The organism is Streptomyces sp. NPDC001219 (assembly GCF_053597915.1).
Window position 1 is genome coordinate 75,818 of sequence record NZ_JBSFJF010000015.1, and the last position, 14,539, is coordinate 90,356.

At 67.0% G+C, this 14,539-nt stretch carries 13 protein-coding genes; 3 read left to right on the forward strand and 10 right to left on the reverse strand.

The genetic code is table 11. The annotated features are described in order from the left end of the window. Positions 1 to 135 precede the first annotated feature (135 nt). The 5 genes from ACWC9R_RS12580 to ACWC9R_RS12600 all read right to left on the reverse strand — a co-directional run bounded on the left by ACWC9R_RS12580 (position 136) and on the right by ACWC9R_RS12600 (position 4,519). Positions 136 to 327: a hypothetical protein gene (locus tag ACWC9R_RS12580; protein WP_450730996.1), complete on the reverse strand. Its 192-nt coding sequence runs from the start codon at positions 325 to 327 to the stop codon at positions 136 to 138. Continuing rightward, a complete protein-coding gene (locus ACWC9R_RS12585; protein ID WP_450730997.1) occupies positions 327 to 2,150 on the reverse strand; it encodes a hypothetical protein in 1,824 nt (607 codons plus the stop codon). The genes ACWC9R_RS12580 and ACWC9R_RS12585 overlap by 1 nt, the downstream gene beginning before the upstream one ends. Beyond that, positions 2,147 to 2,773 carry a WhiB family transcriptional regulator gene (locus ACWC9R_RS12590; protein ID WP_450730998.1) on the reverse strand — a complete coding sequence of 209 codons (627 nt, stop codon included), beginning with the start codon at positions 2,771 to 2,773 and terminating at the stop codon, positions 2,147 to 2,149. The genes ACWC9R_RS12585 and ACWC9R_RS12590 overlap by 4 nt, the downstream gene beginning before the upstream one ends. A gap of 142 nt (positions 2,774 to 2,915) precedes the next feature. Continuing rightward, a complete protein-coding gene (locus tag ACWC9R_RS12595; RefSeq protein WP_450730999.1) occupies positions 2,916 to 3,608 on the reverse strand; it encodes a zinc finger domain-containing protein in 693 nt (230 codons plus the stop codon). A 5-nt stretch (positions 3,609 to 3,613) separates the two neighbouring features. Then, complete coding sequence (locus ACWC9R_RS12600; protein ID WP_450731001.1) at positions 3,614 to 4,519, reverse strand: helix-turn-helix domain-containing protein; 906 nt, start codon at positions 4,517 to 4,519, stop codon at positions 3,614 to 3,616. Positions 4,520 to 5,969: 1,450 nt separating this feature from the next. Between ACWC9R_RS12600 and ACWC9R_RS12605 the strand changes: the two genes are divergently transcribed. Together ACWC9R_RS12605 and ACWC9R_RS12610 are read left to right on the forward strand one after the other, a co-directional pair. After that, a complete protein-coding gene (locus tag ACWC9R_RS12605) occupies positions 5,970 to 7,334 on the forward strand; it encodes a helix-turn-helix transcriptional regulator (protein ID WP_450731003.1) in 1,365 nt (454 codons plus the stop codon). 97 nt (positions 7,335 to 7,431) lie between these two features. Further along, positions 7,432 to 7,839 (forward strand): acyl-CoA thioesterase, encoded by a 408-nt coding sequence (locus tag ACWC9R_RS12610; protein WP_450731005.1) that lies wholly within the window; start codon positions 7,432 to 7,434, stop codon positions 7,837 to 7,839. 340 nt (positions 7,840 to 8,179) lie between these two features. On the opposite strand, the gene ACWC9R_RS12615 is transcribed toward ACWC9R_RS12610, so the two are convergent. From ACWC9R_RS12615 to ACWC9R_RS12630, 4 genes are all read right to left on the reverse strand, one after another. After that, a complete protein-coding gene (locus tag ACWC9R_RS12615) occupies positions 8,180 to 9,289 on the reverse strand; it encodes a glycosyltransferase family 4 protein (protein ID WP_450731007.1) in 1,110 nt (369 codons plus the stop codon). A gap of 99 nt (positions 9,290 to 9,388) precedes the next feature. Further along, complete coding sequence (locus ACWC9R_RS12620; protein ID WP_450731109.1) at positions 9,389 to 9,862, reverse strand: NUDIX domain-containing protein; 474 nt, start codon at positions 9,860 to 9,862, stop codon at positions 9,389 to 9,391. Positions 9,863 to 9,874: 12 nt separating this feature from the next. Then, a complete protein-coding gene (locus ACWC9R_RS12625; protein WP_450731009.1) occupies positions 9,875 to 11,242 on the reverse strand; it encodes a hypothetical protein in 1,368 nt (455 codons plus the stop codon). A 55-nt stretch (positions 11,243 to 11,297) separates the two neighbouring features. Beyond that, entirely contained in the window at positions 11,298 to 12,548 is a 1,251-nt protein-coding gene (locus tag ACWC9R_RS12630; protein ID WP_450731010.1) for a nucleotide sugar dehydrogenase, read from the reverse strand. 66 nt (positions 12,549 to 12,614) lie between these two features. On the opposite strand from ACWC9R_RS12630, the gene ACWC9R_RS12635 reads away from it, so the two are divergent. After that, positions 12,615 to 13,388 (forward strand): glycosyltransferase family 2 protein, encoded by a 774-nt coding sequence (locus ACWC9R_RS12635; RefSeq protein ID WP_450731012.1) that lies wholly within the window; start codon positions 12,615 to 12,617, stop codon positions 13,386 to 13,388. A gap of 139 nt (positions 13,389 to 13,527) precedes the next feature. Here ACWC9R_RS12635 and ACWC9R_RS12640 read toward each other — a convergent pair whose 3' ends face one another. Beyond that, positions 13,528 to 14,430, reverse strand: a complete 903-nt coding sequence (locus ACWC9R_RS12640; RefSeq protein WP_450731014.1) for a TauD/TfdA family dioxygenase — start codon at positions 14,428 to 14,430, stop codon at positions 13,528 to 13,530. Positions 14,431 to 14,539: the final 109 nt, after the last annotated feature.

Consider the following 14,539-nt stretch of genomic DNA (forward strand, 5'->3'; position numbering starts at 1 on the left):
GACGGTGCGTGCGTCCACCAGGAGTTCTCAGGAATGGCGGTCCCTCCAGGACAGAGCGGGGGCGGTGGCCCGGCCTAGGCCGGGCCACCGGACGGAATGGCCGAAGCAGGCTTCTGACCTGCTTCTTTGTCGGCGTCAGCCGCACTCGGGGCAGCGCTCAAGGTGCCGGTTCAGGGCCCGCGCCATGTTCCGTTTCACCGAGACGGAGTTCTTCCAGCTGGTCTTCGCCGACGCGGACCCTTGGTGACGCTCGGCATGACCGCGCAGGAAGCGGATGTCCTGCTCGAAGTCGGCCTTGATGCTGCTGAAGCGATGGCAGGTCTTCATCACGTCGTACTCCTGGTCATGGTGGTACCTGCCTCGGCGCGCAGCCGCTCCAGGACCGGCGTCAGGCTCTCGTTCCGGCCGCCCCCGAGGTTCAGGGCACGGAGGATCTCCCGCAGCTGGGGACGGTTGATGGACGCGTTTCCGTCGCGCTCCAGCAGCTCGGCCACGTGGGGACGAACCCGCTCGACCGTCTCCTCGACGCTCAGCTGCGGCCTCCGTGAGCGCCTGGACTTCCCGGCACCCGGCCGGCTTCGATGCGCCTTCGGCTTCTGCCGTACGGGGACGGGGTGGGGACGGTCCCCGTAGGTATCGGTTCCTGTTGCAGTGACGTGACGTTCTCGGTCCCCGTTGAGGTTGGGGACGGAGCGGGGACGGTCTCCATGCGGCTCGGTCCCCGTTTCGGCGGCGAGGACTTTCCCGTCCCCCTTGTGGCTGGGGACCGTGACGGGATGGTCCCCAACGGGCTCGGTCCCCGATTCGATGGCCGGGTGTTCCAAGCCTGCGCTGCCAGTGGGGACGGCTGCCGGGAACGAGCCGCTGCCCCTCTGTGCAGCGGCGATGTCGTCTCCCGACGTCGCCGCGTCGTGCCGGTCAGCTGGGTGCGCGTCTCGCTCGACGGCTCGGTCCCCTTTGCTGTTGGGGATGGTGCGGGGATGGTCCCCAAGCGGTTCGGTCCCCGTTTCGGCGACGAGGATTTCCCCGTCCCCGTCCCCGTCCCCGTCCCCGTCCCCGTTGCCGTTGCCGTTGCCGTTGCCGTTGGGGACCATGACGGGACGGTCCTCGTCAGACTCGGCCCCTGCTCCCGGCTTCGCCCTGTCGCCGACAGCCCCGTCCCCGACCGACACATTGCCTTGGGGACCAGCGTCGGGGACCGTGCTCAGGGACGGGCTCGCCTCCCTCCCACTCGCCGACCGAGCCACCGGGGACGGAGCGAGAGGGGACGGGGCACCACGGTGGTCGACCTGCTCGCACTCGGGATCGGTCCAAGGCGAGGGCAGGATCACGGTGGCGAGGGCTGAGGCGTGCCGGCGGGCGGCCAGCTGATCCAGCAGCGCACGGCGCTGTGCTGGATCGGTGCCGACACCGGATCGTGAGAGAGCCGTCTCAAGCTGCCGCTCGATCCGGCGCCCGCGGCGATTCGCCCGCTGCTTCTCGGGCATCTTGGCCAGCCGTGAGGCGAGGGCTCCTGCCCGTTCGGTGGCACGTTCCCTGGTGATCTGGGCGGCATCACGATTCCGCGTGGCGACTCCCAGACGCGAGAGCAGACGTTCCCGCGCTTCGCGTCCCAGCGTGGCCAGCAGCCCCTGCGAGGCGGCGTCCGGCTTGTGCAGCCGCAGCTCGATGCCCATAGCCAGATGCCAGAGCATGGCCGCCATGATCGGGCCGACCACGGCTCGCACAGTGCCGCCTACCGGACCTGACTCGGCGAACGCGGGGATGGTCTGCACGGCGGTGAGCACCCAGACCAGGGTGCCGGGCGCGCCAGGCGCGCCTTGGTTGCGCAGGTTCTGGCGGGCCAGCAGGGCGTTCGCGAACAGTGCCAGCTCGGCCGTGGAGAAGAAGGCGGCCCGTTGCACGGTATCGGTCATGCCCAGGTGGTCAGCTGCGAAGAACCAGCTGGTCTCGGCGCTGTACGCCGTGCTGGCGAGCGCAGCGAGGGCCGCGACCCAGACCGTGGGGGTGCCGGCGCGCAGGACGCGTGCCCGCAGCCGGTCGCGTCGGATTGACCATCCGGCCAGCACCAGGGCGAACACCCCGACGGCTGCGACCGCGAAGACGGGATCGGTGCCGAAGGGGAGTGACATGGCGATGGGGTGAGTCATGCGGCCTTTCGGAGAGCGGCGATCAGGGAGTGGGTGTGCGCCTGGCGGGGAACCTGCACCGGCGAGACGATGTCCTCGTCCTCGGCGGTCTCGTCGTCGGCCGGCTCGGTCTCGTCGGGCTGCTCCCAGTAGCGGTCGCGGTCGGCGACGGCGTGGGCGGCGTTGCGCATCAGGTCCTGTGCCCATTCGAGGTTGAGCCGCAGTGCGTAGGCGAGGCGTTCGGGGCTCCAGCCGCGGACGTAGGCGTGGCGGGTGACGGCTTCGCGCTCGGCGTCGCTGAGGTGGATGTCGCGTCCTTCAAAGGCTGCCTTGACGCGGCTGTAGTCCAGGCGCTTGTTGACCTTGGCGTGCCAGGGGCGTCGCTCGTCCTCGGTGAGCCCGCCCCACATGCCGTGGCGGAGTTCGTTGTCGAGGGCGTAGTCGAAGCACGCCTTCTTCACCGGGCACCGGGCGCAGATCGACTTGGCCTCGTCGATGGCCGCGCGGTTACGGGCTGTGTGGAAGAACAGCTCGTCGATGGCCTTGGGCGGCATGTTGTGGCACTCGCCGCGGGCCTGCCAGCTGTGGTCGGCGATGCCCCGGAGGGTGGGGGGAGGCGTGTCGTTGGTGGTGATGTGGCGCATGTCGGTCTCCGGAGGTCGCCTCGTGGGCGCGGACCGTCGGCACTGGTGGTGGCGGGGTGCGGCGGTGCGCTGCGAGGCGGGCTCGGGGTACGGCGTCGGCCGTACGCGAGGCGGAACGTTTCTATGGAGAAGTGGGCTGCGGTCAGGCGGCGGACGCCTGGGACCGCGCGGCCAGGGCGCGGTCGATGCGGCAGGGGTGTGCTGTGGTGCGCGGCGCGTTGCCCCGGGCAGCGCCGTCGAGGCTGATGCGCCGGCGGCGGCAGGGCTCGCCCTCGACGGCGCGACACCACTCGCACGGCACGCCGAGGACATCGGGGCCGCCGGCGGCGATGGCGGCCTCTCGGGCTGCACGGGCTGGGCGGTACGGGGCCAGCTCGGCGCGCACGGCGGGCGGGATGTAGGAGTCGTTGACCGCGGTCGGCTGGTCCTTGAGCCCCGGCCGGTGTCGCCCTGCGGTGATCCCGCGGTGTGCCGAGGGGGCGGCTTGTCCGGCAGCCACGGCATCGCGCGCTGCCAGCAGCTCCGCCCTCCAGGCTTTCGGGTTGTCCGGGTCGGCCATCGGGGTCGGGTCGGTGTGCCGGGCCAGACGGTCGCGGCGGTGCGCGTACCAATCGCGGGCCACGTCGGCGGGCAGGATCGGGTACTGGGAACTCACGATGCGCTTGCGGGAGGTCTCGCGCACGTCCCAGCCCAGGTCGGTGGTCATCGGGACGTCGTCGAGCAGCTCATGCCATGTGTTGAGTTGGTCGCGGGCCTCGCCCGCGTTGGTGCGGATGAGGCGGGGGTCCAGTCGTCCGACGTAGGTGATCACGGCAGCAACTTCGCGGCGGTTCAAGGTAGTTACTCCGTTCCAGTCGGTTCGTCGACGGCGGCGAGCAGGGCGGCCATGTGCGCGTCGGCGCGGGTCATGCCGGCCTGCGGCTCGGGTGTGCCGCCGGGCAGGGCGTAGAGGTTCGGGCGCTGGGGTGTGGGGCTGTGCTCGCGGGCGATCCAGGACCGCCAGTCGGCAGCCCAGGCTGCGGCGGAGCGCGGGCTCCAGGCGCTGCGGTGGTGGCGCCACTTCGCGTCGGCGGCCTGCAGGCCGTCCTCGCCGAGGCGTGTGAGGTGTCCCTGCTGCTGGGCCCAGGACAGGCTCGTGTCGTCGACCTGCCAGTCCGTAGCGGAGGTGAGAGCGACAGCACTACTGCTGCTGTACTTACGGTTCACCTTCGGTTCACTACGGTTCTGGGGGTCAGGTTCTGCCCCGGAGGGGGGTCGGATTCCGCCCCGGGGAGGGGTCAGGTTCCGACGAGGGGGTGCAGATTCCGACCGGGGCAGATCCTGACGACGGGGGGCGGATTCCGCCCCCGCCTTCGGCCAGATGCCGTACTTCCGGAGCCGCCCGCCCTCCACCTCGGGCACCGGGTCGGTGTCTGTCAGAGGTTCGACGTAGGCGTCAGGGTCGTCCTTCCTGACGGTCGCGACCTTGGCGATCCACGCAGCCGTGCGCGTCAGCCGGTAGACGGTGCTGTGCTGCGGGCCCTCGTAGCCGTCGAGCACCTCCAGCTCGTCTGCATCGGACAGTGCGGTGAGGGCGGCGCGCACAGCGTTACGACTGGCGTTCGTCCGTCGCATCAGCGAGGTGAGGGATGCCCAGGCGACACACTGGTCGTCGGGTACCCGGTCAGCCAGAGCCAGCAGGACCAAGCGGGCGTTCCCGCGGCTGACGCTGTGCTCCCACACCCACTCCCGGGCGTCCACGCTCATCGGGACACCGCCGTATCACGGCGCCTGGCCGGGCAAGCGAAAGCGGCTGCCGCGCTGGCCGGTGAAACCGGCCTTTTGCGCAGGGCAGGCGGCATGTAACACTCTCCTACGTAGTGAAACCCGCGCCGGTGTGCCCCGTGGAAAGGGCCGGTGCGGTGAAGGTGGGTAATCGCTGCCCTTGCCGGGGCAGGAGTGCCATCAGGCGGTCGGCGTCCAGGAGTTTGCGGCTCCATGGGCGCCGTCGCTGTTTTCGGGGCTATGTCGCCCTGCTGGATCATGCGTTCTACATATGGCTCCTCATGCCGTCTGCCGCCGGGCGGGGTGCCCGGCGAGGGACGACGAACATATGCAGGCTCTGCGGCAAGATCCAGACCTTGCTAAAGGACTCTCTACAATTCGCGCGAGAGGGCGGCGGCACCCGCTTCTGCCGACACAGGCGGCGGGGCAGGGCGCGGGCAGCAGGATGATCACCAACGACGCACTCGGAAGTGATCTTCACGGTGCCCCTCTTTCTCGTGTGGTCACGGCTGTTGGGCCGGCTGGCCATAAGGATTTAAGCCAACGCCTGGAAGCTCCGTCAAAGCTGACCGTATGCCCGTTATGGCTGCATAGGTCGTTAGTTTGCGGAAGCCTGCCAGGGCGGGCCTGCGGCACGCAATGCCCTTGCCAATTACGGGAGATGGGGAAGGTTGGTGGCCCGGGAGAGTTGATCCATTTGCTGGTCTAGACCGCCGTTCGGGGGCGGTCGCCAAAATCGGCAAACATTTGCCGGTTTCGCAGATCAGGCGGGCGCGCGAGGGCGAGATGCCCGGTTCGTGGTTGAAGTGCTCATCGCGGCCAGCGAGCAGGGCGACGCCCTTGCTGCTTCTGTGGCCCGCGGAGGCGATGGCTGAGCGCAGACTTAGGGGTATGGGGTCCGATTTGGGCTGAGGGGGCAGATGTCAAAATCCATTCGGCCCCCTATGTCTGAAGCTGCCGCGCCCTGTTGAATCGCCAAAGCAGACCGCATGCCCTTTCGGCTGCACAGTCCGCGTGTTTGTGGGCGATCCGTCAGGGCGGATTTCAGCGCCCAACCCTCTTGCAGATTGGGTGGGATGAGGCATGCGGTCGGTGCGGCAGGGGTGATCGCGTTGCTGGTCTATGCCGGCAAGGGGGCGTGGAATTCGGAATCATTTGCCGGTTTCGAGGATCAGGCGTAAGCGCGAGAGGGAGAGGTTCGGTTCGCGGATGATCTATGACGCGGCCATCGGGACCTCTGGTTGATACTCGGCAGTCACATTCTGGTGGGTATGTGGTTGCCGCCACACGTGGTCAAGATCGTTAAAATAACGCGTATGGTTTTAGGTGGGGAGACGTTAAGGGCGGGGGACGGCGATTGCACTGTCCCTCTTTTTGTATGCCCGAAAGCGGGTGTCTCCTGTCACGCCAACGCAATGACAGGGAGAGGCTGATGGCCGCGACGCGGCGGGCCGACAGTGACGCGGCTGCGAAGATCGGAGTAGCCGGGCAGTACATGGGCTTCGGCGGGATGCTGAAGCGGTGGCGGAAGGCTGCCGGCGTCAACCAGATCGTCCTAGCGCGTGCCCTGGGAATCGGTGAGCGCACGTACCGCACGATCGAGCGCGGCGCGACCCCGCGGTTCTCCCAGACCCAGTGTGATGCCTTGGCGGACCTGCTGAAGCTGGATGCGGACGAGCGCCACGCTCTGCTGCTCTACAACGTCGGCACCTACCTGCGGGCCTCGACAGCTGACGGTCGACCCGAGCTCGGGCCGGCCCTGAGGCTGCTCATCGACCGCCAGATGCCCTCGCCGACCTACCTGTCCGACCGCAACTGGAACATCCTCGCCTACAACAAGGCCATGGCCGAGCTGTGGCCGTGGGTCATGGAGCCTCGCGCCAACATCATCAGGTGGGCGTTGACCACCCCGGAAGGGCGTGCCACCTACCACGACTGGCACAAGCACGCCGCGGTGTTCGTCCGGATGCTGCGCTTCGCGCTCACCACCCACGGGGGTGATGCTGATCTTCAGGAACTGATCGCGGACGTTAAGAAGAACCCCGAGATCCAGAAGATCTGGGACGCGGACGCCGACCTCGTTGAGCACCGCGACGGCCACGTTTTCCTGGCCAGCGTCCCCACCCTCGGCTGGAAGACGATCGAGATCGTCAGCCACGTGGCCTACCCGGCGATCATGCCCGACTGTCGCTTCGTCGTGATGACCTGGGTGGAAGCGGAACCGGACTCCCAGCGGGATGCGTTGGGCGGCCCGCGCAACGCATGGGCAGAGGAAACGCACAACACGGCGCATGAACGCAGCCGCGCCAAGGCGCGCATTGCGGAAGCGGATCGGCTCCGCGACATGGACCTGCGCACCGCGCGTCTGGTGGTCGACAGCGCACAGAAGGCCGCGGCCAAGGCCGGCAAGGACGGAATTCCCCTGCCCGCACTCAGCCGCCTCGTGGGGCCAGCCTCCCAGCTGACGCTATCGCCATCGACTCGCAATGTGATCTGGGCAGTTGAGGAAGCACCCGGGGAATGGGGCGTCTCGCAAGTATCGCCCGCCACGCTGATTGCTCGTGTGCCGCCCGCCGCCATACACGGAGACGTGCGAGCCGAGTTGAAGAGGCTCACACGGATTGCCTTGCCAGCTGCCCCCGACGCTGCCGCCGGCCGAGTGCAGCAGCTCCTCAGTGAACTCGACCAGCAGCAAAGCCTATTGCGTGAAATCCAGCGAGACCTGACCGGGAACAAGCCGACGCTCCATTCTTCCCGAGATGTAGCCCGTGGAATCCAAGCCGAACTCGTCTCGTGAGTCACCGACAAAGACATTCTGATCGGCGCCGAGTTTCCTGCCCTGGTGTGCCATGACCTGCTCGCCCATTACGAAGCCTGAAGGAAGAACCGATTCCGTGCACCAGTACACCTATGCCTGTCCGCTGCGCTGGAGCGACGCTGATGCCTACGGTCACGTCAACAACGCGCAATTCCTCAGCTACATGGAGGAAGCCCGCACGCGGATGTTCCAGGAAATCATCCCTGCGAACGAGGAAGAGCGGCGCCAGAATGCCTTCGTTGTGAGCCGAACCGTCATCGACTACCGCACCCCCCTCTTCTACGGGTCCGCACCCGTCGATGTGCAGGTCTGGGTCACGAACGCTTCCGCCGCCACCTTTGAACTCGCCTACGCGATCAGAGATGCCGAGCAACTGTACGTCGAAGCCACCACCAAGATCGTCGCGTACAACTTGGACTCCGGTTCTCCGCGGCGTCTCTCGGATGCGGAACGGGCTTTTGTCGCTCGCTACACCAATCGCTGATCCGGTCGTGTACGAGTGGTCGTAACGCTTTGCCCCAGAGTGCCGCAACCGGCCCACTAGCAGCCACGCCCTGGCCCAGCGATCGAAAGCTGACTTCGTCGACGGCATGACCTTGCGCGCTGCGGGACGAACGCGGACGCGCCGCTGGCGGTCTCTAGGGCAGCGGCGGCCCGCGGTTTAGCCCAATCTCGATGCCGAACGGGTAACGCGGCATGGTCTCTTCCCGGCCCGTGGACGCCACCACCTCCCAGGCCGAGCCGGCGATGTTCCAGGCGTAGGACTCCACGGTGCCGGGCGTCGGCGGATCGAGCAGACGCGGGACTGCTCGGTGTGCACCCGGTTAGGAGGCAACGCGGAGCGTCAGTTCGCGAAGCTGGCGGCCGGTGGTAGTGATGTCGTATCGGCAGGCATTGTCGAGAGCCGCCTTGGCCAGGGGGTGGCGCTGGTGAAAGTCCCGGCCCATCTCGTCTAGCGCCACAGCCAGCGAGCACGGATCGCCAGGGGTGTAGGCAACACCACCGCCTCCGACGATTTCCCGCACACCGGGAAGATCGGAGTAGACGACCGGAAGTCCGTGGGCTTGAGCCTCGATGAGGACGAGCCCGAAAGCCTCTAGGCCCGTGGTCGTGAAGACCCAGGCGTCGAAGTTCGGCAGGCGGCGCCACAGTTCGGCGCGCGGCAGGAACGGAACAAAGTGGACCCGCTCCCGCAGCCCGAGTTCGATAACCCGCTGTTCCAGATGCTCTCGTAGGGGGCCCTTGCCGATCACGGTCAAGTGGTGTGGCTGATTGGTCAATGCGAGGGATTCGACGGCGGTGATCGTAGATTTGTTGTCGTCCAGGCGACCGGCCTGCACCAGAGACAGGGGGCCAGGGCTAGCAGGCGGTCGATCGTGTACTCGGGCATTGTTCAGAGGGATGCCCCACGGGATGACCGTGAGCCGATCGGTGAATCGGCGTCCGGTGAGACGGTCGATGCGTTCGGCGAGGGCGGCGGTCGGGGCGACGATCGCGGCGCTCGCGGCAGCGACTTCATTCATGGCCTCGTGTTCCGATGCGGTCCGCTCGGCCACCATCACGTCGGGGCCGTGGGCGATGGCGATGATCGGGATGTTGCCGGCGGTTCGGGTGAAGGCCAGGCTGAGAGCCAACCCGAGGTACTGAGCGTGAATGGCATGCGGCCGGATCTTTTCGATGAGGGCACCCACCTCGCGCGTCAGCTCATCGACGTACGAGTCGAAGCAGGGGCCTTGAGGGCGCTTCGTCGTGGAGAGGGTGATCAGATGATCAAACGCGGCCGTCCAAGCCTGATCGGCCGGCGCCCTCCCCAGGAAAGTCGTGTGGACGTCAGGCATTGCCTGGTAGAGATCGTTTACGAGGATCATGCCCCCGGACGAAGGTACGGAGGGACGGTTGATGCCGGTCAGGATGTTCAGAAGCTTGTCGGTCATGCGGAAACTCCGTTCACGGATGGCCGTTGGCCGGAAATCGACGATCGGCTCCCGGGGCCAGTTGAGCCGGGCGCCCGCGAGCTGTAGCGGGCGCGGGGTCTAACCGATCAGGTACGCGGCATCGCCGCCGTCCCTGGCCGATAGCAGCCGCCCGAGCTGCGCGTACCGCCGCTCGCTCAGTGCCTTCTGCCACCCCGCCAGGGACCGCACATCGAACTCCGTGTGCTCTGCTGGATCGAGCACGATCTCGTCGAGCTGCTCGGGGGACAGCCGGCCGCCATCGAAGATGAGCCCGAGCTGGTTGATGGGCCAGTCCGGGCGCAACGGCTGGAATCGCACGGCGAGTAGTCGCGGCCTTCCCTCGAACGAGATCCCTGTCTCCTCCTTGGCCTCGCGGACAGCCGTCTCGAACGGGAACTCTCCCTCCTCGGCGCCGCCCCCCGGAAACTGCCACACGTTCGCTTGATTGACTGCACGCAATAGCAGGGGCCGGTCATTCTCGTCGGTGAAGAACAATGCCGCCCACATCGCGCATCGCGGCAGCGACTCTACGAACTGCTCCACCGGCAGCATTCCCTGACTCACCTATGCACCCTCTCGGATTTCGCTGAGCGGAAGATGAGTTCTTCCAGCCCCATGGACGATTTCGATGACGTTTGGCCTCTCGCGCTGACGAGGTGGCGCCCACCACGACGCCAGGTGCGGTGTGAAGACGGCCGTGACCTCCTCGGTCGGATGTAAGTAGCCTTTGCTGTCCTGTTCTGCCGTCCATGCTCTGACTGCCGACCTGGGGTAGACGGGATTTATCCCCATCTCTCCCTTGGGGAGGATTCCATTGAAGGGGGTGGGTATTCCCTCGCTGTTCCAGTATTCCCATGCCTCAAGAGCCTTGGCTTTTTCGAAGCAGTGGTAGAGCTGCTGGTAGCGCGGCATGTACCGGATCTCGCGGAAGATCATCTGGCCGATCAGTCCAGGTGCGACGTTCCGGAGCGTGCTGAGATCAGCGCCCAGGAACGTGACCGCCGCCGCATCCTCGGAAGGGTGCAGCGCGGTCCGGGCGAACAGGTGGGACAGTCGTCGCCGGACGTAATCGGCGACTCCCGGGCCGAGAACCGGTTCCAGTCCTTCGATGAGCTGGACGAGCCGGTAATGCCGCGGATTGAAACGAGCCAGGTCGAACAACTGGTCCATGCCGTCCACGGCGGCGAAGGCGAGTCGTTTGTAGAGCCAGTTGTTCAGCTCCCCGGCTTGGGCATGCGTCTTGGTCTCCGGAGTAACGGAGTGGAGCATCAGGTATTCAGACAGAACCTCGAAGTACAGGTAGCCGAGGAATGGCACGTGGGTCACGGCGCCGGACAACTGGTCGATGAAGTCGGGTGCCGGAGTGGCATGGCCGGCGGCGTTGCGCAGGGCGACGTCGAAGAACATGGCCGCGGCACGCAGCCCGGTCAGCACGGCGTGGTCGAGCTGGTCGTTCTCGGCCAGGGTCAGGAAGCTCCGGTAGCGCTCGTAGGTACGCAGGTGGACGGCGCCGAGATGCAGGTAGTCGACGCCTTTGGGCCGGATCGGGGCGTCCGGGATGACCTCGAAGACCATAGGCGTGGCGGACGGCTTCGTCCGCATCAGGTAGGCGCCGAGGTTGTGGGGTCGCAGTCCCTCACGCTGACTGGTGAGAGGTGAGCAGTACAGCGCTCCGACCAGGCATCCGGTGGAGACGTGCAACTGCTGGCTGATGCGGATGGCGGCGATGTCCTTGGTGGTGTGCAGCAGGTACATCGGTTTTCCGCTGACGAGTGCTTCGGTCATCGCGTTGCGCCGTATCAGCCAGCCGTTGGGGGTTGAGTGCTCCAGGTAGTGGCGCCAGTCGCTCTCGCTTTCGGCCAGCGAGGCAGGAATTTGCCGCTGCGCGGGCATGGTGTAGTCCGTGTGGGCGTGTTCCCATTCGTCGCGCAAGACAACTCCCGAAGATGGAGGATTTGGCCGCGGGGCCCGGGGGGATTTCGAGAGTCTAAAGAGTCTCGACGTTTGGCCCGGAAAGGCGGTTTCGGCAGTCGAGAACGTAGGTTGCGCATTTCTCGATCATCGCGAGGTCGAAGCGCGGATGATCCATGAGAAGAACCACCGCATCAGCGGCGGCTACCTCTTCCGGGGTGGCATCGACCCGGGGCACGTTTAGCCCGGTGTCGTCGCCGTCCGGGATGTTGGGTTCGGCGCCGCAGACATCGGCGCCGAGGCGGATGAGGAGTTCGGCGACACGCGCCGATGGGGAATTGCGAAGGTCGGTGGCGTTGAACTTGTAGGTCAGGCCGAGCAGCAGAATCCGAGATCCGCTGACCGGCATGCCCCGCTTGTTGAGTGCTTCCACGAGGCGCTGGACGACGTAGTCGGGCATGTGCCGGTTCACGTCGGAGGCGAGTTCCGCGAACCGGAACGGGATGCCAAGCTCCTGCTGGGCCTTCCATGAGAGGAACATCGGGTCGACGGGCAGGCAGTGCCCGCCGACCCCCGGCCCCGGGGTGAACTTCGTGAATCCGAACGGCTTGGTCGCGGCGGCGTCGATCGCCTCCCAGATGTTCACGCCGAGGGCAGCGGCCAGCATCGCCATCTCGTTGATCATTGAGATGTTGACGAACCGGAAGGTGTTCTCCAGCAGCTTGGCCAGCTCGGCGACCTTCGGCCCTGACACCGGCACCGTGGTCTCGAAGATGCCGTCGTAGAAGCCCTTGATCACGTCGAGCGATTTGGCGTCGATTCCGGACACCAGCTTCGGCGTCCCGTCGAACGACCACCGCTTGTTTCCGATCCGCTCGGGGCTGAAGCCGGCCAGGAAATCCGCCCCGCCCTTGAGGCCCGAGGTCTCTTCCAGGATCGGCAGCAGCAGTTCCTCGGTGGTGCCGGGATAGCTCGTGGACTCCAAGACCACCGCCACCCCGGGGCGAAGGTGCTCGCCCAGCGTCCGGGCGCAGGACTCGATGTACGTCAGGTCGGGCACGCCGTCCCGCAGTGGGGTCGGCACGGTGATCACCGCGAGATCGAATCCGGCCAGCTCGGCGGCGTCGGCGGTCGCGGAGTAGGCCCCGGAGTCCAGCACTGCGCGAAGCCGCGAGGAGTCCACGTCCCTCACGTAGGACTGGCCGGCCGCGAGCTGCTGGACGTGGTGCGCGTCCACGTCGTAGCCCACGACACGGTGACCCACCTCGGCGGCGCGTACAGCCAGGGGAAGCCCTACGTAGCCCTGACCTGCGACGACTATCTGCATGGCAGCTCCTACTCGATTGCGGTGTTTGAATGGACTGTCGTTTCTGGTCTGGCAAGGAGAAGTGCTGTGCCTCTGGTGTCTGTCGTGATGCCCGTGTACAACTCGGCAGCCACCCTCGGCGCAGCCGTCCGATCGGTGCTGACGCAGACCCACAGCGACCTGGAGCTGCTGGTCACCGACGATCAGTCCTCCGATGGCTCGATGGATCTGCTTCGCGAGTTCGCCGAGCAGGACGAGCGCGTCCTGCCGGAGTCGGCACCTGAGCGGGGCGGTGCGGGCCGGGCTCGCAACCTCGCGATCGAGCGGGCCCGCGGGGACTACGTGGCCTTCCTCGACAGTGACGACATGTGGCTGTCGGAGAAGACCGAGAAGCAGCTCGCCTTCGCCGCGGAGGCCACTGCGCCTTTGACGTTCACCTCGTACTTCAAGATGGACGCCGACTACGACGGTGAGAGCACCGACTGGGTCCCGAACGGCCGGGTGATCCGTGCGCGGGCGCACGTGGACTACCGTGCGATGCTGGTCCAGGACCACATCGGTGCTCTCACCGCCATGTACGACCGCAATCTCCTGGGCACGAGGCTGATGCCGGAGATGCGCAAGCGCCAGGACTACGCTCTGTGGCTGTCGATCATGCGGGACGGCGCTGACGCCCGGGGCCTGGCCGAGCCGCTTGCCGTGTACCGGGCGGGTCAGGCGGGATCGCTGTCCTCCAACAAGATGTCCCTGGTCAAGTACAACTGGGCCTTGTACCGCGAGCATGAGCACCTGTCGGTCCCACGGTCGACGCGGGCGTTGGCCGGCGCTGTGTGGCAGTCGCTGCGCAACTCGCGCATCTAGCGCGCACGGGCCCGGGTAGCCCGGTGCGCCACCGTTTCCGGGAGTGCCCAATTTGGCCCCGCCCCGTGGCCGTGCCGCGCGCTCGGGGGCTGTCCCCGGGGGCGGGACTCGGTAGTAGGTCACCGTTGGCGTCGGCCAGCTACGCGGCCGAGCCGTCGCCGGCCCCCGCGCGCAGGAAGAGCTGGAGGAGCAGCCGCCGGTCGGCGACCGGGACAGTCTCCTGACCTCTGTGGAGCGCCTCCCGGCCGTGCAGGAAGCGACGCTGGTTCACGATGAGGTAGTCCCCGGGCTGGAGCATGAAGGAGACCTGCCCCCGGACAAGCTCCTGGGCGAGTTCCCTGGCGGCGTCGGCGTGCGCCTGGCCGAGCTGGGACCGCTCAAGCATCTTGGCGGTGAACCGGACGAACCCCGCGCCCGGGTCGGAGCCGTCCAGGATCGGGAACGGCGTGTGCTCCTTGCCCACGCCGAACAGGTCGAAGAAGGTCCCGTAGTGGTAGGCCGACTCGGCCAGCAGGGCGCGGCTGTCCTCCGACAGTCGCGCCACCGCCGCGTGCGCGTCGGAGAGGATGCTGGGGCCGCCGCCGAGCGGGTCGGGGCGAACGCACAGGAGCGTGGTGAAGTCCGGGGGTAAGGTCGCGTTCACCAGGTCCATATGGAAGGCGTTGTATCCGATGCCGCTGGACTTGCCGGGGTCCTTGTCGATCTTGACCCCGATATCCTTCCACAGGGGCCACCGCGGGAAGGGTGAGAAGGGGGCCGCCACCTCGGCCGCGAAGCCTGTCGCCAGCCGCATGAACCGGTCGTCGTTGCTCCCCAGTGCCTTGGCGAGGTTCCCCAGGCGCAGCACGGCGTATCCGCCGCCTTCCTCGGTCAGCGCCTGGCGCAGGATCGCTGCGGTTTCCTCGAACCGCGGGGTGGCCGTTAGCTCGCTCCGGTACCGCTCCATGGTGGACTTCGCTAGGAACGAGCCGTCCAGCTCCCACCTCGGGAGAGAGCGGTCGATCAGAGCGGCTTCGAGTTCGCTCGGGATATCGATGAACACGCGGAGCTTCCTTCTCTCTTGGGGTTCTCGGCGGGGACCAGGGGCAGATGGACGACGATCCGCTTGCCTCCGTTAGTTGGGTCCGGGACGACTTCGCCCCGACCACGGA